Below are 19,727 nucleotides of genomic sequence, written 5' to 3' on the forward strand. Positions count from 1 at the left end.
TAATGGACAAATTGAAAATTATATTGTAAAGCTGTATAGATCCGCCCGTTTTTGTATATATAATTATTTTATTCCTCTTTTTTGGCAACAAAATAAGCGTGGTTTCCCACGCCTGTTTTGTTTAGTTTATTATCTCTTTTCTAATTGTAACTTCTTGTTTTGCTTCGTCCCATTTGATGTCTTGTCCGTCTTTTAGACCCAATGCTCTTGCTATGTTTGCTATCGGCAACATTGTTCTTCCGTTTTCTATCATCGGTTTTACATCGCTTTGGATTTCTTTTCCGTTGATTATTATTTTATTTGTATCTACCGGAATTTCTATTGTTGTTTCTTTGTCTTTTAGGATCGCTGTTCTTGTGTCTTCTCTCCACTCTACTGTGTATCCTAGGGCTTCTGCTACGTATCTTATTGGCAGCATTGTTCTTCCGTCTTTTATTATGGCTTTTGTATCCATTTTTATTTCTTGTGTGTGGTTGTTTATTGTTCTTTGTAGTATGTCTGATCCTATTTTGATCTTCACTTCTATTACTGTCTTTTGTTTTTGCACTTCTGCTTTTGCATCTTTGCTTGGTGCTTTTATATATCTCCAGTCTATTGATCCCCTTTGATCGTTGTCATTTCTAAATGCTCTTGGTGCCACTTTTATGCTTGGTTGTAATGGAGTTGAAGGTATTACTTTTATGCCCGGTGTTAGCGGCATAGCCGGAATAACTTCTTTTGGTTTTTCTTCTTTTTCTTTAGGTTCGTTTTCCGGTTGTTTCGGTTCAGCCGGTTTTTCTTCCGGTTTCTTAGGTTCTTCCGGATTTTTTTCAGGATCCTTAGGTTCCGGTTTATTTGGTTTTTCCGGTTGCTTTGGATCAGATGGCTTTTCTTCTTTTTCTTTAGGTTCGTTTTCAGGTTTCTTAGGCTCAGCCGGTTTCTCTTCAGGTTTCTTAGGTTCTTCCGGCACTTTTGGTTCTACCGGTTTTTCTTTTTCTTTTTCTTTCTTAATTAATTCTTCAAGAGCCTTTTCCGCTTTCTTCTTATTCATCAATTTAGCTCTTTCTGCAATATCTTTAATAGTCTCTACATTTGTTGCTTCATCAATATCTTTTTTAGCTAGTTTCTTTGATGTCTCTGTTAGATCGCTTAAATTATCTATATACTCTTTTGCAGCTTCTTTTACTTCTTTTAATTCTTTCTTAACTAATTCTTCAAGAGCCTTTTCCGCTTTCTTCTTGTTCATCAACTTAGCTCTTTCTGCAATATCTTTAATAGTCTCTACATTTGTTGCTTCATCAATATCTTTTTTAGCTAGTTTCTTTGATGTCTCTGTTAGATCACTTAATTTATCTACATATTCTTTTGCGGCATCTTTTAACTCAATTTCCTTAGCTTTATCTTTTTCTTCTGCTAATTCTATAACTATACTTACACTATTAGGACTTGTAGCGCCTCCCAATTGAGATTTATAAAATTCTTTTTCTTCTTTATTTAGAAAAGCCAGTTTATCTATATCATTTTTTATATTATCCTTAATCTTCGCTTCAATGGCTTCATTTTTTTCTTTAGCTATATCAAAAACAGTTTTAAAATGATTAAATTCTTCTGTATTGTCTAAAACAGTTTTATAATATTTTTTCTCTTCTTCATTTAAAAATTCAAGTTTGCTAATTTCGTTAAATGTCTCTTCTTTACCTTTTGCATCAATTTTAGATTTATATACCTTAAGTTCTTCTAAATTTTTAGCTTTATCAATTCTTGCACTAAATATACCAATTTCTTTTTCATCTTTTAAAGATTTTATATTCTCTCTTAACTTATTCTTTAAATCTTTTTCTTCTCCCATTTTCTCTATCAATGGATTAATAGTCTTCTCAAGTTCTTTTAATTTTTCTTGAGTAAATTCTTTACTGTTGTCTAAATCTTTTATCTTCAGTAAATTCTTTTCTAATTCTGTAACAGAAGATCTTCCATAATCTTTATCTCCATTACGTAAGACTTTAGCTGCTTTTTCAAATAAATCATCTATTTTTTTTTCTATTTTCTTCTTATTTTCAACATGATTTTTTAAGCTATCTACAGCTCTTTTAAATACTTGTTCATTTTTACTCCAATCTTCTACATTTGTCTTTAAATTTGCTTTTTCAGCATCACTCAAATATCCTTCTACGTCTACAACCGCTTCTATTAATTTTTCTTTTATCCCTTTATCGTGCTCTTTGGATTGAATTTCAAATACTAACTTTAACAAATCGTCATAGTTGTTTGTCTTAAGTACCTTCATTAACATCCCTGAATTACCTTCAGAAAGTTTTATTTCTTTTAAAGTTTCTTTTACTTTATCCCTAATTTTATCGAAATTTGCATTCTCTGTTGGTTCTTTTTTCTCTGATTCTTCTCCTGATTGATCTACTTGAGGTTTCTCTTCTTTTTCTTTTCTTTCTCTAGCTATTGCTTTAGTTAGTGCTTCTTCTGCTTTTTGTACTGCTTCTTCTGCTTTTTGTACTGCTTCTTCTACTTTTTGTAATGCTTCTTCTGATTCTCGCGCTAATTTTTGTACTGTTGCTTGTTCTTCTCCACTCACTTCTTTAGCTTTTTTTTCTAATTCTTCTGCAGCTTGTTTTGCTTTTTCCGCATATGTTTTTGCTTCTTTTGCTAAATTTGCGGCTTCTTCTACTTTATTTTTTACTGTTTCTGCCTCAGTTGCCGCTCCACTAATCTCTCCTTTATTTAATTTTTCTTTTATTTTTTCTGCTTCTTTTGTCACTTCTTCTGCTACTTTTGTCACTATTTCTTCTCGTTTTGCTGCGTCTTCTACTAATTGTTGAACCTTTTCTTTTAATACATTTATTTTTTGTAAAGTTTCCCTTTCTCTTTCTCTTTCCTTTTCTCTTTCCCCTTCTTGTTTTTCTTCTTTTTGTAGTTTATCGTAAGTTTCTTCTTCTCTAAGAATTCCACCAGCATAATAGGTTGGATTCTCTTTTTTGCTGCTATCATATATAGCAACCTTAAACTTTTTGCCTAAATCAGTTGCATCTATTTTACCTTCACGAATAAGTGGATTACTCTTATCTGGTTCCAATTTAATCTCTTTTTTATTATCACCAATAACTAACTTCACATCTTTTAAATCATGATTATCCTGTGTAAAAGATTTAGACACTAAAACCACCGAACATTTGCCATCATTGTCATCTTTTTGTTGTACTTCAAGGAGAAGATCACTATATTTCTCAACTTCACTCGCATAAACAACACCACTTAACTCAGCTTTACCGAAGTTAACTGGTGCAAAAAGTACAAATGCTCCCACTACGCATGAGACAACTCCTATTGACAATCTTCTTATAGAATATCTGTATATTCTATTTCGCTTCCTACTTTTAATAAATTCCCTTAAATTCTCCATTCTCGTCCTCCGTTAAATATTCATTATCATTTTTAATCATTCTTAATTAATTTTACAACTCTCACCCTCAAAAATCAAGTTTTTTAGCGGTGTTGCAAGGATTCGAAATATATTACACTCTTTTTGTAAATTAATTAAAAGTTTATAATTTGTTCTTTAAAATTATTTTGCAAGTTCGCCTTATTATTCAGCATCTATTTTAATTATCATTCTCACATTTTTAAAAAAAGGCAAATTTCTAAAATATTGTTTAAATTATTTTTAGGAAAAATATTCAATTAAAATTTAAATTTTATAGTTGTATTCTAAATTTTAATCTTCTCAGCTTAAAATTATGTTTTTTGTATTTCATTATATGAAATTGAGGTGTTAATTTTTATTTTATCGTAGGGGCGGCACGTGTCTGTGAGATAGATTGTGGTTGATGATGAAATGGACAAATCTAAAATTATATTATAAAGCAATATAGGCCCGCCCGTTTTTTTGGGTTGGTTTTTATATTTATGTTTTATGTTTTTAGTATTTCATTTTATTTTGGTTTGGTGTTTGGCTATGCTGTTGTGTAATCATACAGTTTTTGAATCTGTTATTATTTTTGCGGGCGGGCCTATACTTTTTTGACATTTATATTTTTTATTTTTCTGTTTTTGTTTTAATTCTTTATTTTTTTCGTGGATACGTGCCGCCCCTACGTGATAATATTGATGTTTTTAAAATAAGTAGGGGCGGCACGTGTCTGTGAAATAGATAATGGGTTTGTTGATGAAATGGACAAATCGAAAATTATATTATAAAGCAGCATAGGTCCGCCCGTTTTTTGGGTTGGTTTTTATATTTATGTTTTATGTTTTCAGTATTTCATTTTATTTTGGTTTGGTGGGTTGGCTATGCTGTTGTGTTGTGTAATCATACAGTTTTTGAATCTGTTATTATTTTTGCGGGCGGGCCTATACTTTTTTGACATTTATATTTTTTATTTTTCTGCTTTTGTTTTAATTCTCTATTTTTTTCGTGGATACGTGCCGCCCCTACGTGATAATATTTATGTTTTTAAAATAAGTAGGGGCGGCACGTGTCTGTGAAATGGATTGTGGTTGATGATGAAATGGACAAATCTAAAATTATATTATAAAGCAATATAGGCCCGCCCGTTTTTTTTGTGGTTCGTTTTAGGTTTAAATTTTTTATATGTTATTATCTTTTTTTATTTCTTAATCTTTTATTCCGAGGGAGGGCTAAGGGCGTTGCGATTCTCCCTCACGCCCTCTCTCTAACTCCCTCAAAACGCTTTTGGTTTGTGTTGGTATTTAGGCTTTTTAGATTTTTGATATTTCATTTTATGTAATTGCCGGGTTAATCTTTATTTATTTTAGAGTCTAAAGTTGTCAAACTTGTGTGACAAGAAACCCATCCAATAATATTTTTCAAATGGCATAACTATCCTCATCAAATAATGCATATTTCTGTCAAAGGAAATCGAAGCGACCCTTGACTGGGATGAGAAAATTCAACTTGAACCTTCTTTACAAATATAATTTACAATGTCTTATTAAAGTTATCTCCATTTTTTAAAACTAAAGAATGCGATACTCCTCATAAAAATGATGCTATGTTTTATTAATAAATGTTTTTTCTATGTCCTATATCAACAAAAACTAATACAAGTTCATTGTCTCTTATATCTGCAAGAATACGATAATCTCCTATTCTATATCTCCATTGACCGCTCCTGTTTGCTGTAAGTCCTTTTCCATGAATACGAGGATTTTCACAATTTACAAGATTCTTTTCAATCCAAACTTTAATTATTTTTTGGATTTGTCTGTCCAACTTTCTAAAAGCTTTATCAAACTTATCTGTTGTAGTTATCTGGTATATCATATTTCTAAATCTTCCCAAAGTTCATTTATAGGTCTTGTTTTTAGTGTTCCTTTTGCCTTTTCTGCTTCATACTCCTCAAACACTTTAAGATCATATTCATTTTCAATATGTTCAAGCATCGTCATTCTAATTATTTCAGATAGACTTTTATTATTAAGTCTTGCATAAGATTTAATAATATTTAGCTCGTCCTCCGGAACTCTCAAACTAATTGTAGACATATCTTTGCTCCTTTCATTTCTCCTCTTGCCCTTTAATAGTTAATCTCTCCTCTACGTAATACGATCGTATTACATAGAGGAATGCTTGTCAAGATAATATTGGTTTTGTTAGGCAACCAGACTGTATAAAATAAAGAGCATTAAGTCTACATATTTTTTAGCATCAGCAGGTAAATTTATGCCCTATTAAAAACAAAGAAGGTTCAAATTGAACCTTCTCATATTGAAGACAAACCCATGGTTTTCCTAGGTTCGTTTTATCTAAGCGTGGTTTCCCACGCCTATCTTCGGGTTCTCTCCTCCTACACCCTCAAAACGCTTTTTGGGATGGTTTTTATATTTATGTTTTATGTTTTTAGTATTTCATTTTATTTTTGTTTGGTGGGTTGGCTATGCTGTTGTGTTATGTAATCATACAGTTTTTGAATCTGTTATTATTTTTGCGGGCGGGCCTATACTTTTTTGACATTTATATTTTTTATTTTTCTGTTTTTGTTTTAATTCTTTATTTTTTTCGTGGATACGTGCCGCCCCTACGTGATAATATCGATATTTTTAAAATAAGTAGGGGCGGCACGTGTTTGTGAAATGGATAATTAGTTTGATGATGTAATGGACAAATCGAAAATTATATTATAAAGCAATATAGGCCCGCCCGTTTTTTGGGTTGGTTTTTATATTTATATTTTTATGTTTTCAGTATTTCATTTTATTTTGGTTTGGTGGGTTGGCTATGCTGTTGTGTTGTGTAATCATACAGTTTTTGAATCTGTTATTATTTTTGCGGGCGGGCCTATGCTTTTTTGACATTTATATTTTTTATTTTTCTGTTTTTGTTTTAATTCTTTATTTTTTTCGTGGATACGTGCCGCCCCTACGTGATAATATTGATGTTTTTAAAATAAGTAGGGGCGGCACGTGTTTGTGAAATGGATAATGAGTTTGATGATGTAATGGACAAATCGAAAATTATATTATAAAGCAGTGTAGGCCCGCCCGCTTTTTGGGATGGTTTTTACATTTATGTTTTCAGTATTTCATTTTATTTTGGTTTGGTGGTTGGCTATGCTGTTGTGTTATGTAATCATACAGTTTTTGAATCTGTTATTATTTTTGCGGGCGGGCCTATATTTTTTTGACATTTATATTTTTTATTTTTCTGTTTTTGTTTTAATTCTTTATTTTTTTTCGTGGATACGTGCCGCCCCTACGTGATAATATTGATGTTTTTAAAATAAGTGTAAGGTCGACACTAGTGTAGCGAGTTTTTTACAATAAAATAAGCGTGGTTTCCCACGCCTATTTTGTTTAGTTTAGTATCTCTTTTCTGATTGTAACTTCTTGTTTTGCTTCGTCCCATTTGATGTCTTGTCCGTCTTTTAAGCCCAATGCTCTTGCTACGTTTGCTATTGGCAACATTGTTCTTCTGTTTTCTATCATCGGTTTTACATCGCTTTGGATTTCTTTTCCGTTGATTATTATTTTATTTGTATCTACCGGAATTTCTATTGTTGTTTCTTTGTCTTTTAGGATCGCTGTTCTTGTGTCTTCTCTCCACTCTACTGTGTATCCTAGGGCTTCTGCTACGTATCTTATCGGTAGCATTGTTCTTCCGTCTTTTATTATGGCTTTTGTATCCATTTTTATTTCTTGTGTGTGGTTGTTTATTGTTCTTTGTAGTATGTCTGAGCCTATTGTAACTTTTACTTCTACTACTGTCTTTTGTTTTTGCACTTCTGTCTTTGCATCTTTACTTGGTGCCTTTATATATCTCCAGTCTATTGATCCTCTTTGATCGTTGTCATTTCTAAATGCTCTTGGTGCCACTTTTATACTTGGTTGTAATGGAGTTGAAGGTATTACTTTTGTACCCGGTGTCAGCGGCATAGCCGGCACTTCTTTTGGCTTTTCTTCTTTTTCTCTTCTCGCTTGTTCTTCTTTGTCTCTTCTTGCTTGTTCTTCTTTGTCTTTTCTTGCCTGTTCTTCTCTGTCTTTTCTCGCCTGCTCTTCTCTGTCTCTTCTTGCCTGTTCTTCTCTGTCTCTTCTTGCTTGCTCTTCTTTTTCTCTTCTTGCCTGCTCTTCTCTGTCTCTTCTCGCCTGTTCTTCTCTGTCTCTTCTCGCCTGTTCTTCTTTTTCTCTTCTCGCCTGTTCTTCTCTATCTTTTTCTGTAAGGATTTTTATTTCTTGCTCGTAAATTCTTCTTTCAAACCCATCTTCTTTTTTTAGAACTTCAACTTTCACTTTTTTGCTATTACCATAATAATCACGAGTAATTATCCATTTATTATTATTATTATACTCAACTCCTTTTATTCCTTCAAAGCCACTATTAGATTTAATAAATTCACCTGCTCTCACACCACCATCATTTGTTATTCTCACTTTATCATAATCTATTTCTATATTAAATGTTATTTCCCCAGTATTAGCATCATATTTTAAAAAATTATCTAATTTAGCTTTTTCTCTTTCTGCTTCTTTATTATATTTATCAGCATCTTGAGCATAAACAACACCGCTTAACTCCGTTTTTCCAAAGTCAACCGGTGAAAAAAGTACAAATGCTCCTACTATGCATGATGCAACTCCTATAGATAATCTTCTTATAGAGTATCTATATATTCTATTTCGTTTTCTGCTTTTTATAAATTCTTTTAAACTTTCCATATCTTTCTCCCGTTAAATTTTATTTTATAAATACCTGCTTATAATTTCCAATTAATTTTACACTGCATATTCCCTCAAAGTCAAGGTTTTTAATTACATTTTAATTGTTTCAGTTCAAACCCCACAAGCATTTACTAAATAAATGCTTATTATATATTTTAGGTGAATATTTTATTTATTTCTCTATTTTTACTGTTTGTTTCAAAAATAAATCTGTCATTTTAATTCTAAATATATACTTCTAAAATATTGCTTAAATTTTTTTACTAAAAAATTATTTTTCATTTTTTTAATTTTATTATCTGTTTTTAAGATGGATAGATCGATAAGTTTAAAATTTACAGCCTACTAAAAAAAAATAAAATGGATGCCCTATAAATTGCAGAGAAACATCCATTTTATTTTAAGTTAATGCCTAATTATTGACTTCATCTTAATTAATTTTTTATTTAATTTCTAGAATTACTTGCCCTTTCTATTTAAAAGAAATAGCTTACAATCCCCGCTCCAAAAACATCCGTTATTGCGTGTGCCAGGAAAAATGGGAACAGGTTTTTGTCTTTTGATTTTGTATATACTAGATAGTAAATTCCCCCTACTAAAAGCCCTATCGCCAAAGCTGATATATTTCCTTGGTAGGTGTGGAATGAATATCTTATAAGTAATGAGTAGATAAAGTAATATTTTCTTTTATCCGGTTCAACGCTAAGACAAATTCCCAAGAAAAATATTTCTTCATAGAATCCATTTAATATTGAGTACATTATAAGCGACAAATCCAATGTGGATAATTTTGACAATAATAAATTTGTAGTTTCAGATTCATAAAATACTGAATTATCTGTATTTGGATATGGCAAAATGCTATATACCAATGTGAAATACAAGTCAAAAATCAATGCTACTCCTATAAATAAGGCTATTCCAATTGCTATTGATTTTAAGTTTATCTTTATTTTCCATTGTGAGAAATTAAAGTTTCTAATGTATAGGTATATAAAGGCTATACTTAATAAAATAAATTGAAATACTAATGCACGCCAATTCATATTGGTTGTGAATTCAGGAATTTGTGTTGTGTTCGGATCCGGCAAGTAAAAAAATGATGATATTGAGGAATATATAAAGTAGCCGAACATTATCACAGTTACAATTAGTATGTCCCACCATTTTAAATAATTTATCTTTTCTCTTTTTGTCTTTAAATTTTCCATCTTATTCAACCTCATCTGTATATGTTTCTATGTCGAATTTATCTAAAACGTTCATCTTCTGTTTTACAAACAGATCGTAGCAAAGCAATATTATTAACACAATTTGCACTATTAAGCTGATTATACTTCCTTCGACTCCAAATTTACCTCCCGTAAGCCAGCTCGGCCCCTGTGTTGTGACATTTATAAATGCATTTCCCACATTTGTTCCGCTTACAGGAAAGGCGAATACATTTCCTTGGAAGCAATTCCACGCGGCATGGAATCCGCTTACAAGCCATATGTTTTTTGTCTTTATCATAACGAGGGCTGCAAAAATTCCAAATACAAACAGATCTATTAGAGGAATAACTGATATGCCGTCGTTTTCTAAATGCATAACTGTAAAGAAAATTGCCGAAACAGCTATGCCGATTAAAATATTTGTTTTACGAGCAACTCCTGAAAATAAAAATCCTCTTGTCAAAACTTCTTCGGCATTTCCCTGTATTGACCAAACCATAAGAAGGGGAATAAACTCTAAAATAAGTTTTGAGTCAAATGTAACTTTATCAATCCTAACTACACCTACAATTATCATAAAAGCTACACAACTTATTAAAACAATTGCACCAAAACCCCAGCCTTTTAAAAATTCTTTTAAGCTACCTGTTTTTCTAAATCCCAAAGTATTCCAAGAAATTTTTAATATTTTCCTCGCCAAAAATATAACCAAAAGAGTTATAAATATAAAACTCGAAAGCTCGACTAAATTTATTATATAACCACTACTTGGCAAGATATTTAATACTACATTTATATAGCCTAATGTAAAAATTTCAGAACTGAAAAGCACCAATTTAGCCATAAGCAAAAGTATTAAAGTATACAAATAGGGATTCTTTGTAAAATTCTTATCCTTAATTAAGTCCAATATCATCACACCTTTCTATTTTAAATAAATTCTTTAAATATCAGATGCCCTCAACCTTACCATAAATAATTTATATGATAATTTGTCAATTGAGGGCATATATTATTTTACATTTTCTAAAGTCGTATTCTTAATATTATTTATTTTCTCAAATTTTCTACCTGCTATCAAAAGCTCAATCGCTCCTTTCGGACAAGCTTTTCTGCAATTTCCACATCTGATACATTCCAAATGGTTGGCATCCTTTACAGGGTCAACATTCATCAAGCATATTTTGGCACATCTTCCACAGTTGATACACTTCTCACAGTTGATTTGGTACCTGTAAAAAGATACTTTATTAAACAAGGAATAAATAGCTCCCAAAGGACATATCAGCTTACAAAATGGTCTGTAAATTATAATTGATAAAATAATTGTAGTAAGAAGGATTACATTCTTCCATACAAATAAGAACCCGATTGATCCTCTCATAGCTTTATTTAACAGTACTAATGGGATTCCTCCTTCCAGCGTTCCAACAGGACATATATATTTACAGAAGTATGGATTGCCATTGCCTATATTATTTACCAAGTACATCGGAAGTATAATGACAAATATCAGCAAGATTAAATATTTTAGTTTTACTAGTATTTTTTCTTTGGGCAGTGTCCTTATTTTTTTGGGAAATGGAATTTTATGTAATAAGTCTTGGAAAAGCCCAAAAGGACATAACCAGCCACATACCAATCTCCCCAACAAGCTTCCTATAAGGAGTAAAAACCCTACTACATAGAATGGAAATCCTCCCCCTTTTTTTCCTATTACTGCTTGCAGAGATCCTATAGGGCAGGATCCCAATGCTCCAACGCAGGAGTAACAATTAAGTCCGGGGACACATGCGTTTTTTATGTCCCCTTTATATATTTTCCCTGAGATATACCCTGATACATTCCCATTTGTAATAATGGTTGCCAAGGCTTGAATTTTATGTCTAAACGAATTAAATTGTTTTTTCATAAGTTATTTTATCCAATTCCTATACATTCCATGCAAATCTTGATCGCCTTATTTAACACTACGAGATTTTCTTGTTTTACAAGGACTCCGTATAATACAAAACATATCCCGGTCATCAATAGAACTGAGGGTTTTATATTATTTTTCTGCATACTATCACCTATTTATTTTTAGAAATTTTATCAAATTCTTTGTCAATTACATTTGCCCACTCTTCTTTTGAACGGCTCCCTAGGTATTCTTCTCCGACTATATCTCCATTTTTATTTACAAAGAAAGTATATGGAAGTGCATCTGTCTTCTTGAGAAGTGTATTTATTAAATTTTCATCTAAAAAGATCACTTTCATTTCACTTTTTTTATCTTTTAAAATTTTTGATATTATTTCCCTTGATTCTTCGTCGGGTTTACCTTTTGAATCCATGTCAATGTCAACGCCCAATATGCCTACTTTTTTGTCTTTATATTCTTTTGCCAATTCTGCTAAATATGGCAATTCTTCCATGCAAGGGTTACATGTTGAAGAGAACATATTTACCATAGTAAGGTCATTTTCTCTAAATACTTCTTGTGTGACCTTATTTTTTTCTAAATCTGTTGTTTCAAACTCTCCTATGTTTGCACTAGAGCTTTCTTTTTGTGCTTGTTCGGCAACGGGCGGTTTATTGGCTGAATCTGTCTTATTTTCTTTTTTACCGCAAGCTGCCAAGCCAAATGTCATAATACCTACCAAACAAAACATAGATGCTTTCTTTAACATAAATTTTTTACTAAAATCTCTATTCATATTTTCCTCTCCTTTATTTTAGATTATTTTAGGTTGTAGTTATTTTATCATTTATGTTGTTAAGTTCGTGTTAAGAAAAAATAAAACTTCTACATTAAATATTGAATATCACACTTAAAATGGCGATAGGTTTCATCTATTCCTATCGCCATTAATATTATATTATTAATTTTTATCTTGCAAAGTTTAATTTAAAGCAATATTTTCTTCCATTTTCTGATTTTTGTTCTGAAAGTTCCAAAAGGTGCAACTGTATTTATGTGGATAAACTTATATACTTCCCATACTGCCGTCTTAGTTGCTTCATCAGCCCATTTCCTCATATGCGGTTCAAATAATTCTTCTTCACTTAATGAGTCGATCATTTCATAGATAGAATTGATATTTTCATTTAATTTATCTTTCAACTCTTTTAGGGATAAATGCGCATAAGTATCTGTAAACCATTGGTATAATTTTCCAAGCTCATTCCATTTAAATTCATCCGCTGGCGTATTCACATGAAATCCCATTTTTTCGTCCTCTTCCCATTTGAGAAGTAAGGTCGTCCACCCCACTTGGTAAGCTAAATTTTCAGAAGGGGTTCTATCAACTTCGTTAATTCTCTCATTTTTTAAGTTTTCCGGAATATTATCAAATTCTGAAATATATTTTTCAAATGATTTTTTTATTTCAAATTTTAGTTCTTCTTTATTTTCGTACGTTCTCAAAAAACACCTCCTCAACTTCTATTTCATCAATGCTTTGATTTATAATAACTTTATTTCCTCATTTATTTCTTGCCATAAATTAATTTAAAACAAAGTTGTTTCTCATACGTCTCATTTGTTCTTATTATCTTTTAAAAAATAACCTTCTCCAATTTTATTTACAATTGGATTATACCCTAAAATTTGTTTTACTTTTTTTCTAAGTGATGCCAAATGTACTCTTATGGAATTGCTGAAATAATCGACCTCGCTGTCCCAAGCGTGTGCCAGCAGATCTTCAACTGTTACAATTCTATCTTTATTAAATAGTAAATACTCGATGATTGCCGTTTCTTTTTTTGTCAACTTCATCTCCTCACCCCTGACATAGAGAATCCTTTTTTTTGTGTCGAATTCAAGTTCTCCGCAACTTATTTTTATATTTTTTAAGCGAAAGTCTCTTCTCATAAGTGCTTTTACTCTCATTTCTAATTCCTCAAAGTAGAACGGCTTTGTCAAATAGTCGCTTGCTCCTAATTCAAATCCTTCTACTTTTGACTCTATATTTGAATTTGCCGTCAATATTAATACTTTTGAATTTTCTCTCTCCTTATTCAATTGTTTTAATATTTCAAAGCCTGTCATGTCCGGAAGATTTAAATCAAAAATATATAAATCGTGTTCTTCAGCTAAAATATATTCCAAAGCTTCTCTCCCGCAAGACGCCTTATCTACATAATATCCAAGCGTGTTTAACCCTTCTGCAATGGAATTCAACAATTCTATTTCGTCTTCTACTAGTAGTATTTTCATCATTAAATCCTACCTTTCAAAATATGTCTCTATAATCGTTCCCTTTGGAAAATTATCTTTAATCTGTATTTTTGCACCGTGGTGGTCAAAAACTTTTTTTGAAAATGAAAGACCCATTCCTATTCCTTCTTTTTTTAATTTCTCAGGATTTTCTCCTCTGAAAAAAGGTTCAAATATATATTCTTTATCAGATTTTTCAATCCCTATTCCTTCGTCATATATCTTTATACAAATTTTATCTTCATTATTCTGTATAAATACTTTTACACTTCCACCTTTATAACTATATTTTATGGCATTGTCTATCAGGTTATAAAATGCTTGATATAAAAGTATGTAATTTCCCACTATATTAAAGTTTTTATTGTCTACACCTCTATCTTCTGTTGTTAAAATATTAAATTCCACATTTATATCTTCTTTTTCTATTCTTTCTTCAAAATCAACAAGTAAATCTTCAAGCAAAAGTTCAAGAGGAATGTTCTCTTTTAACTCCATTCTCTCTATATAAGTTAAATTCAAAATCTTAATTATAATATTATTTAGTTTGTTTACTTGAAAAGAGATGGTATCTAAAAGTTCTTTAACTTCTTCTTTTTTATACTCTCTTTTATTAAATACCTCTATTTTAGTTTGAAGTACTGTAAGGGGTGTCTTTAGTTGATGTGCTACATAAGAAGAAAAATCTTTTTGCATTTCAAATGATTTCTTTAATTTACGCATCATATTGTTAAAAGATTCTATTAAGCTATTGATTTCTATAGCTCGTGAGTATAATTCCACAGATTCACTAAGGTTTTGCTTGTCCATATTATCCATGTGTTCTGATAATTTTCTAAGAGGTAATAAATACCTTCCCAGAAAAACATATGTAATAATCGTTCCTAAACTTGTTGTTAAAAAAGCAAATATATATCCATACATTTTCAGTTTAAGACTAAAATTATCTATATTGTATATTTCAATTTGTATATTCCCTATGGGTATTATCAGATCTTCCAATACTAACGATACTGAATAATTTAGTAAAAAAATCAACGCTAAATTTGATGTAAATAGTATAATCCCAATCAACAATGTCAATTGTTTTTGCATGCTTTTTTTCGTGTTCAAATCTCATCTTCTCCTAAGTACCTATAGTAAACAATTTAATTATTAATTATCTTTTATTATTTTATATCTAATCAATGCGATTATAAATATCCGACATTAATTTATATTAAATTTTCTTCTCTTGATTTTTAATGTTTTAATGTGGATAAGTTATTTATTTCATATTTATATAAAAAAAGCAAGCCTTTCGACTTGCCTTAAATTATTCTGCTGAATAAGGAATTAATGCGATTTGTCTAGCTCTCTTAATAGCAGCTGTCATTTGTCTTTGGTGTTTTGCATTAAGTCCAGTGATTCTTCTTGGAAGAATCTTTCCCTTTTCTGAGATATAGTTCTTTAGAAGAGCTACGTCTTTATAATCTATTTTCTTAGTCTTATCCTTTTCAAATGGATCGACTTTCTTTCTTGGTCTAAATCTTCTTTGCACTTTCTACCCTCCTCAAAATGGAATGTCTTCATTATTTATATGGTAAAATCCCTCATCATTGTCTGAGTCAGATCCAAAAGTGTTTCCAAAACTACCTGATGGTGCAGATTGGAAATCATTTGAATAAGCTGAGTTAACCGGTGGTTCCGGTCTTCTCATTTGTTGACCTTGCATATTATCTCCTGCACTTTCAACAAAGTCCATATTCTCAACAATTACATCAGTTGTATAAACTGTTTTTCCATCTTTATCATCATATCTTCCCGTTTGAATTCTTCCTTGAACTACAAGTCTATCGCCTTTTTTTACGTAGTTGGCAATTACCTCAGCAGTTTTATTCCATGCTGTACATGAAATAAAATCGGCTGTAGGTTGGTTGTTACGCTCTGCCTCAGCTCTTTTATCTTTTGATAATCTTCTGTTTACAGCAATTGTAAATCTCACTACTGCTATACCACTTGGCGTATATCTTAGTTCCGGATCTCTTGTAAGTCTTCCCATCAAATTGACATTATTCATAATTTCACCTTAATCCTCTAATTTAACTACCATGTGTCTCATTACAGATTCTAAAATTCTTGCAACTCTGTCGAATTCTTTAATTACTTCAGCTTCTGTTTCAAATTCAACTAAGTAATAGAAAGCTTCTTTGTTGTATTCAATTTCGTATGCTAGCTTTCTCATACCCCATTCATCAACATTTGTGATATTTCCATTATCACTTATGATTTTCTTAAGTCTTTCAAAAGCTGCTACTCTCTTTTCTTCTTCTACTGTTGGGTAGAACATTACTATTGCTTCGTACTTTCTCATAATTCACCTCCTCGTGGACTAATGGCTCATTCTTTTGAATGAGCAAGGATATAACTCAAGTATTATATAAAATTTATACGTTTTTGTCAAATAAACAGTAAAATAATTATTGATTTAAATCCTCAATTTATATTATATAATAATTAGAGGAGGTTTTTTATGAATACTAAAAATATTAAAGTAAATGCTCAAAAAACCATAGCTTTAGTTGCGCATGACAATAAAAAAGACGAGCTTGTAGCATGGGCTGTAGAAAATAAATCACACCTATCCGCTCATAAACTAATCGGTACCGGAACAACTGCCGCTCTAATTTCAAAACACACAGGCCTTGAAGTCGAAGGACTATTCTCCGGTCCCCTTGGCGGAGACCAACAACTTGGCTCAAGAATCGCAGAAGGAAAAGTTGATATCCTTATTTTCTTTTGGGACCCGTTAGAAATGCAGCCTCATGACCCGGATGTAAAAGCACTTCTAAGAATTACAACACTATATGATGTGCCGCTTGCAACTTCTAAAACTTGTGCAGACTACATTGTTTCTTCTACACTATTTAACTCTGAATACAACGCAGAAATTGTAGACAACTCATTTAGTATAGCAAGTAGAGTTGAACAATTTGATTTAACTGAAAAATAAACAAAAAAGAGAAGTAAAAAGTTTTAAAACTCTTTACCTCTCTTTTTTAATTACAAAAAACCATAAAAGGCTTAACAGTATGAAAAATTTAATTAAATAAATTGCTCACTCTTCTTCCTTTTTATGGTGAATAATACTTACAAATTTCTCGCCCTCTTTTATCTTTCTGATTCTCTTTTCAAAATCTATTCTAGAAACCCAAATTTGCCTTTCACACCCAAGGCATTTTAATTTTATATCCACGCCCGTTCTAAGTATTTCCCACATATTTTCACCACAAGGATGACCTTTTTTTAGAGTGACTATATCTCCTACCTTGTAATATAGCATTTTACCTCCTACTTACCATCTATCTCATATTTAAAAACCGGAAGCTTTATTCCATTTTCATTAAACACTTCAACAATACTCTCTCTGAGTTTGTACTCAACACCATATTGAGAACCGGCTTTTGCATAAGCCACAACAGTTATTTCATAACCGGTGTTTGTGTTATTAGTAACCCCCCAGACAACAGGACTTCCTATCAACCCTTCAACTTTCATAGGAGCTAACTTTTTATTCAAAAGGTCTATAACTCTATCCGGTTCTTCAGATAAAGCTACCGAGCAGATTACTTTAGCCCTCATATTTCCCCTTTGTTGATTAGTCACAATCCCTATCTGTCCATTTGGAATAATGTGTTTCGAGCCATCAAAATCCCTTATAACCGTGGTTCTAAGTCCTATATCCTCTATAATTCCGGTCCTACCTTCAATTACAACAGTATCTCCAACTGAAAATTGATTTTCTAAAATTATAAAAAACCCATTTATACAATCTTTTACAAGAGTCTGCGCACCAAAAGAAAGAGCCAACGAGCCCACCCCAACAGTAGCCATTATAGACGATGTATTAAGCCCTACAATGTCCAGAGATATTGTAACGCATATTATCATTATGACAATTACAACTATCTTATTTAAAATGCTTACTATTGTGAGTAACCTTGGATTTGAATATGTTCCGTGTCTAAGTTGATGCTCAATTCTCGACATAAAAATCCATCTTAAAAATTTAGATAGCAAAAAACCTATTAGAAAAACTAATAAAATAATCACCAATTTGCCAAACGGATTTAATACCCCCTCTGTCCTGAGATACTTTTCAAACTCATTTAATACACTCATTTGTTTTTCTCTCCCAATTCATTTCTGTCATTCGTTACTTTATAAAGAGTCACTATCCCATCTTGAAGCACACCTATCCTAATACCCGATATTTCTATTTTTTCAGCTTCTGCTGGAAACCTATAATAAAATTCATTTCTCTGAAGCAAATTGCCCGCTATATCAGAATTCGAATAACCATATAACGATTTAGAAACCAATTGTAACTTTTCAACATTCGCCGCCACTATATGTTTAGTCTTTTCTTCAAGATTAGAATTATATTTCGATAAAATTCCAGAATGTAGTAAATATACACTCCTGTCCACAACCTCTACATCAGAAATATTTGGAATTTCAACACTCTTTACATCATCACCTTCAAATGCATACAAATTTTTATTAGTTACCATGATAACTCTTGAATCAGAATAATTTACATAAAGCGCCACCTCAGAACCCCTTGAGTAGGTCTTATTATTAGATGAATTTTTTACTATACAATTAGTTGTGTAACCATTAGTTTCAACCTTTAATTCTGCAATCACAAATTTTTCTAAATTCTTTACATCATAATCAAGTATGGAATTTGCAGTCTCATAGATTTTTTTCAGTTTTCCATCAGCTGTCAGACCCCATAACCTCTCTCCATTTTCATACTTTGTGTGTAAAATAAAATTTTTATTCTCATACTTTATGTTAAATAGAGTGTCCGTTATCTTTATATTTCTGATAAACTCTCCATTGTCTTGATATTGACTTATCCTTCCAAGGTCTTTATCATATAGAAAAGCATAGTTATTAGCAAAAAAAGATTCTAATTCAACATTTTTCGCCTTTACAGTCTTAATCAAATCCCCTTCTCTATTTAAAATATAGAGATTATTGTCAAAAATCATCAAACCATTTGTAGTGAGATGAAAACTTTTTGCATTCTCAGTAACCTTTATTTTCTCATCTAATACAATCTCTCTTCCAGCTGTGTTCCTATAATAAAAATATATTACAATCAGCAATAACAACAATGTTATCGATACTATTATTTTTCTCGTATTTAAATTCATCATTTCCTCCGAGTCAATTATACCACAGCTTAAAATCTATTTGGTATTGGATGGATATGAATTTATATTTGTTTTATCGTAGGGGCGGCACGTGTTTGTGAAATGGATAATGAGTTTGATGATGTAATGGACAAATCGAAAATTATATTATAAAGCAGTATAGGCCCGCCCGTTTTTTGGGTTGGTTTTATGTTTAAATTTTATTTATTTTATCGTAGGGGCGGCACGTGTCTGTGAAATGGATAATGAGTTTGATGATGTAATGGACAAATCGAAAATTATATTATAAAGCAGTATAGGCCCGCCCGTTATTTTTTCGGTTATTTTATGGTTTATATTTTATTTAGTTCATGTAGGGGCGGCACGTGTTTGTGAAATGGATAATGAGTTTGATGATGAAATGGACAAATCGAAAATTATATTATAAAGCAGTATAGGCCCGCCCGTTATTTTTTCGGTTATTTTATGGTTTATATTTTATTTAGTTCATGTAGGGGCGGCACGTGTTTGTGAAATGGATAATGAGTTTGATGATGAAATGGACAAATCGAAAATTATATTATAAAGCAGTGTAGGCCCGCCCGTTTTTTTTTGGGGGGTTGTTTTCGGTTTAAATTTTATTTAGTTCATGTAGGGGCGGCACGTGTTTGTGAAATGGATAATGAGTTTGATGATGAAATGGACAAATCGAAAATTATATTATAAAGCAGTGTAGGCCCGCCCGCTTTTTTTGTGATTCGTTTTATGTTTAAATTTTATTTATTTTATCGTAGGGGCGGCACGTGTTTGTGAAATGGATAATTAGTTTGATTATGAAATAGACAAATCGAAAATTATATTATAAAACAGTGTAGGCCCGCCCATTTTTTGGGTTGGTTTTTACATTTATGTTTTTAGTATTTCATTTTATTTTGGTTTGGTGGTTGGCTATGCTGTTATGTAATC

Annotated in this window: 19 protein-coding genes; 1 reads left to right on the plus strand and 18 read right to left on the minus strand. The window is 31.4% G+C overall.

Annotated elements, in window-relative coordinates:
• Nucleotides 1-121: 121 nt before the first annotated feature.
• The 15 genes from DYE58_RS01510 to rpsF form a co-directional block, all read right to left on the minus strand.
• Nucleotides 122-3,391: a stalk domain-containing protein gene (locus DYE58_RS01510; RefSeq protein WP_115311947.1), complete on the minus strand. Its 3,270-nt coding sequence runs from the start codon at nt 3,389-3,391 to the stop codon at nt 122-124.
• A 1,617-nt stretch (nt 3,392-5,008) separates the two neighbouring features.
• Nucleotides 5,009-5,272, minus strand: coding sequence for a type II toxin-antitoxin system RelE family toxin (locus DYE58_RS01515; RefSeq protein WP_004823529.1), 264 nt, complete (start codon nt 5,270-5,272; stop codon nt 5,009-5,011).
• Nucleotides 5,269-5,493 carry a type II toxin-antitoxin system RelB family antitoxin gene (gene relB / locus DYE58_RS01520; RefSeq protein ID WP_004823528.1) on the minus strand — a complete coding sequence of 75 codons (225 nt, stop codon included), beginning with the start codon at nt 5,491-5,493 and terminating at the stop codon, nt 5,269-5,271. Before relB ends, DYE58_RS01515 begins: the two co-directional genes overlap by 4 nt.
• Before the next feature lie 1,308 nt (nt 5,494-6,801).
• Nucleotides 6,802-8,160, minus strand: a complete 1,359-nt coding sequence (locus DYE58_RS01525) for a stalk domain-containing protein (RefSeq protein WP_115311948.1) — start codon at nt 8,158-8,160, stop codon at nt 6,802-6,804.
• A 479-nt stretch (nt 8,161-8,639) separates the two neighbouring features.
• The gene (locus DYE58_RS01530) at nt 8,640-9,374 is read right to left on the minus strand and encodes a CPBP family glutamic-type intramembrane protease (protein ID WP_040552817.1); all 735 of its coding nucleotides are present in this window, start codon (nt 9,372-9,374) and stop codon (nt 8,640-8,642) included.
• A 1-nt stretch (nt 9,375) separates the two neighbouring features.
• Nucleotides 9,376-10,293: a CPBP family intramembrane glutamic endopeptidase gene (locus tag DYE58_RS01535; protein ID WP_004822175.1), complete on the minus strand. Its 918-nt coding sequence runs from the start codon at nt 10,291-10,293 to the stop codon at nt 9,376-9,378.
• A gap of 96 nt (nt 10,294-10,389) precedes the next feature.
• Nucleotides 10,390-11,289: a 4Fe-4S binding protein gene (locus tag DYE58_RS01540; RefSeq protein ID WP_004822173.1), complete on the minus strand. Its 900-nt coding sequence runs from the start codon at nt 11,287-11,289 to the stop codon at nt 10,390-10,392.
• A gap of 8 nt (nt 11,290-11,297) precedes the next feature.
• Complete coding sequence (locus tag DYE58_RS11515; protein ID WP_115311949.1) at nt 11,298-11,441, minus strand: CD1871A family CXXC motif-containing protein; 144 nt, start codon at nt 11,439-11,441, stop codon at nt 11,298-11,300.
• 8 nt (nt 11,442-11,449) lie between these two features.
• Nucleotides 11,450-12,076, minus strand: coding sequence for a TlpA family protein disulfide reductase (locus DYE58_RS01550; protein ID WP_004822171.1), 627 nt, complete (start codon nt 12,074-12,076; stop codon nt 11,450-11,452).
• A 191-nt stretch (nt 12,077-12,267) separates the two neighbouring features.
• The gene (locus DYE58_RS01555; RefSeq protein ID WP_004822169.1) at nt 12,268-12,786 is read right to left on the minus strand and encodes a ClbS/DfsB family four-helix bundle protein; all 519 of its coding nucleotides are present in this window, start codon (nt 12,784-12,786) and stop codon (nt 12,268-12,270) included.
• Between the two features lie 111 nt (nt 12,787-12,897).
• A complete protein-coding gene (locus DYE58_RS01560) occupies nt 12,898-13,581 on the minus strand; it encodes a response regulator transcription factor (RefSeq protein WP_004822167.1) in 684 nt (227 codons plus the stop codon).
• Nucleotides 13,582-13,587: 6 nt separating this feature from the next.
• Nucleotides 13,588-14,691 carry a sensor histidine kinase gene (locus DYE58_RS01565; RefSeq protein ID WP_174900124.1) on the minus strand — a complete coding sequence of 368 codons (1,104 nt, stop codon included), beginning with the start codon at nt 14,689-14,691 and terminating at the stop codon, nt 13,588-13,590.
• A gap of 202 nt (nt 14,692-14,893) precedes the next feature.
• Complete coding sequence (gene rpsR / locus DYE58_RS01570; RefSeq protein ID WP_004822163.1) at nt 14,894-15,118, minus strand: 30S ribosomal protein S18; 225 nt, start codon at nt 15,116-15,118, stop codon at nt 14,894-14,896.
• A 12-nt stretch (nt 15,119-15,130) separates the two neighbouring features.
• Nucleotides 15,131-15,637: a single-stranded DNA-binding protein gene (locus tag DYE58_RS01575; protein WP_004822161.1), complete on the minus strand. Its 507-nt coding sequence runs from the start codon at nt 15,635-15,637 to the stop codon at nt 15,131-15,133.
• A 9-nt stretch (nt 15,638-15,646) separates the two neighbouring features.
• Entirely contained in the window at nt 15,647-15,931 is a 285-nt protein-coding gene (gene rpsF / locus DYE58_RS01580; RefSeq protein ID WP_004822159.1) for a 30S ribosomal protein S6, read from the minus strand.
• A 159-nt stretch (nt 15,932-16,090) separates the two neighbouring features.
• Here rpsF and DYE58_RS01585 point away from each other — a divergent pair, with 159 nt between their 5' ends.
• A complete protein-coding gene (locus DYE58_RS01585) occupies nt 16,091-16,570 on the plus strand; it encodes a methylglyoxal synthase (RefSeq protein WP_004822157.1) in 480 nt (159 codons plus the stop codon).
• Between the two features lie 105 nt (nt 16,571-16,675).
• Here the strand turns inward: DYE58_RS01585 and DYE58_RS01590 are convergent, their stop codons facing one another.
• From DYE58_RS01590 to DYE58_RS01600, 3 genes are read right to left on the minus strand one after another with little or no spacing between them, the layout of a single operon-like run.
• Nucleotides 16,676-16,900 (minus strand): DUF951 domain-containing protein, encoded by a 225-nt coding sequence (locus DYE58_RS01590; protein WP_004822154.1) that lies wholly within the window; start codon nt 16,898-16,900, stop codon nt 16,676-16,678.
• Nucleotides 16,901-16,908: 8 nt separating this feature from the next.
• Nucleotides 16,909-17,739 carry a mechanosensitive ion channel family protein gene (locus tag DYE58_RS01595; protein ID WP_004822151.1) on the minus strand — a complete coding sequence of 277 codons (831 nt, stop codon included), beginning with the start codon at nt 17,737-17,739 and terminating at the stop codon, nt 16,909-16,911.
• Entirely contained in the window at nt 17,736-18,782 is a 1,047-nt protein-coding gene (locus DYE58_RS01600; RefSeq protein ID WP_004822150.1) for a hypothetical protein, read from the minus strand. Before DYE58_RS01600 ends, DYE58_RS01595 begins: the two co-directional genes overlap by 4 nt.
• Nucleotides 18,783-19,727 lie beyond the last annotated feature (945 nt).

Source organism: Peptoniphilus indolicus (genome assembly GCF_900454665.1).
Lineage (GTDB): Bacteria > Bacillota > Clostridia > Tissierellales > Peptoniphilaceae > Peptoniphilus > Peptoniphilus indolicus.

What these genes read in the sequence shown, in the direction of transcription:
- relB (WP_004823528.1), bottom strand. Translation starts at nt 5,493, where the DNA reads ATGTCTACAATTAGTTTGAGAGTTCCGGAGGACGAGCTAAATATTATT.
- DYE58_RS01550 (WP_004822171.1), bottom strand. Translation starts at nt 12,076, where the DNA reads ATGAATAGAGATTTTAGTAAAAAATTTATGTTAAAGAAAGCATCTATG.
- rpsF (WP_004822159.1), bottom strand. Translation starts at nt 15,931, where the DNA reads ATGAGAAAGTACGAAGCAATAGTAATGTTCTACCCAACAGTAGAAGAA.
- DYE58_RS01530 (WP_040552817.1), bottom strand. Translation starts at nt 9,374, where the DNA reads ATGGAAAATTTAAAGACAAAAAGAGAAAAGATAAATTATTTAAAATGG.
- DYE58_RS01515 (WP_004823529.1), bottom strand. Translation starts at nt 5,272, where the DNA reads ATGATATACCAGATAACTACAACAGATAAGTTTGATAAAGCTTTTAGA.
- DYE58_RS01585 (WP_004822157.1), top strand. Translation starts at nt 16,091, where the DNA reads ATGAATACTAAAAATATTAAAGTAAATGCTCAAAAAACCATAGCTTTA.
- DYE58_RS01595 (WP_004822151.1), bottom strand. Translation starts at nt 17,739, where the DNA reads ATGAGTGTATTAAATGAGTTTGAAAAGTATCTCAGGACAGAGGGGGTA.
- DYE58_RS01600 (WP_004822150.1), bottom strand. Translation starts at nt 18,782, where the DNA reads ATGAATTTAAATACGAGAAAAATAATAGTATCGATAACATTGTTGTTA.
- DYE58_RS01575 (WP_004822161.1), bottom strand. Translation starts at nt 15,637, where the DNA reads ATGAATAATGTCAATTTGATGGGAAGACTTACAAGAGATCCGGAACTA.
- DYE58_RS01525 (WP_115311948.1), bottom strand. Translation starts at nt 8,160, where the DNA reads ATGGAAAGTTTAAAAGAATTTATAAAAAGCAGAAAACGAAATAGAATA.
- DYE58_RS01540 (WP_004822173.1), bottom strand. Translation starts at nt 11,289, where the DNA reads ATGAAAAAACAATTTAATTCGTTTAGACATAAAATTCAAGCCTTGGCA.
- DYE58_RS11515 (WP_115311949.1), bottom strand. Translation starts at nt 11,441, where the DNA reads ATGCAGAAAAATAATATAAAACCCTCAGTTCTATTGATGACCGGGATA.
- DYE58_RS01590 (WP_004822154.1), bottom strand. Translation starts at nt 16,900, where the DNA reads ATGCTATATTACAAGGTAGGAGATATAGTCACTCTAAAAAAAGGTCAT.
- DYE58_RS01535 (WP_004822175.1), bottom strand. Translation starts at nt 10,293, where the DNA reads ATGATATTGGACTTAATTAAGGATAAGAATTTTACAAAGAATCCCTAT.
- DYE58_RS01510 (WP_115311947.1), bottom strand. Translation starts at nt 3,391, where the DNA reads ATGGAGAATTTAAGGGAATTTATTAAAAGTAGGAAGCGAAATAGAATA.
- DYE58_RS01560 (WP_004822167.1), bottom strand. Translation starts at nt 13,581, where the DNA reads ATGATGAAAATACTACTAGTAGAAGACGAAATAGAATTGTTGAATTCC.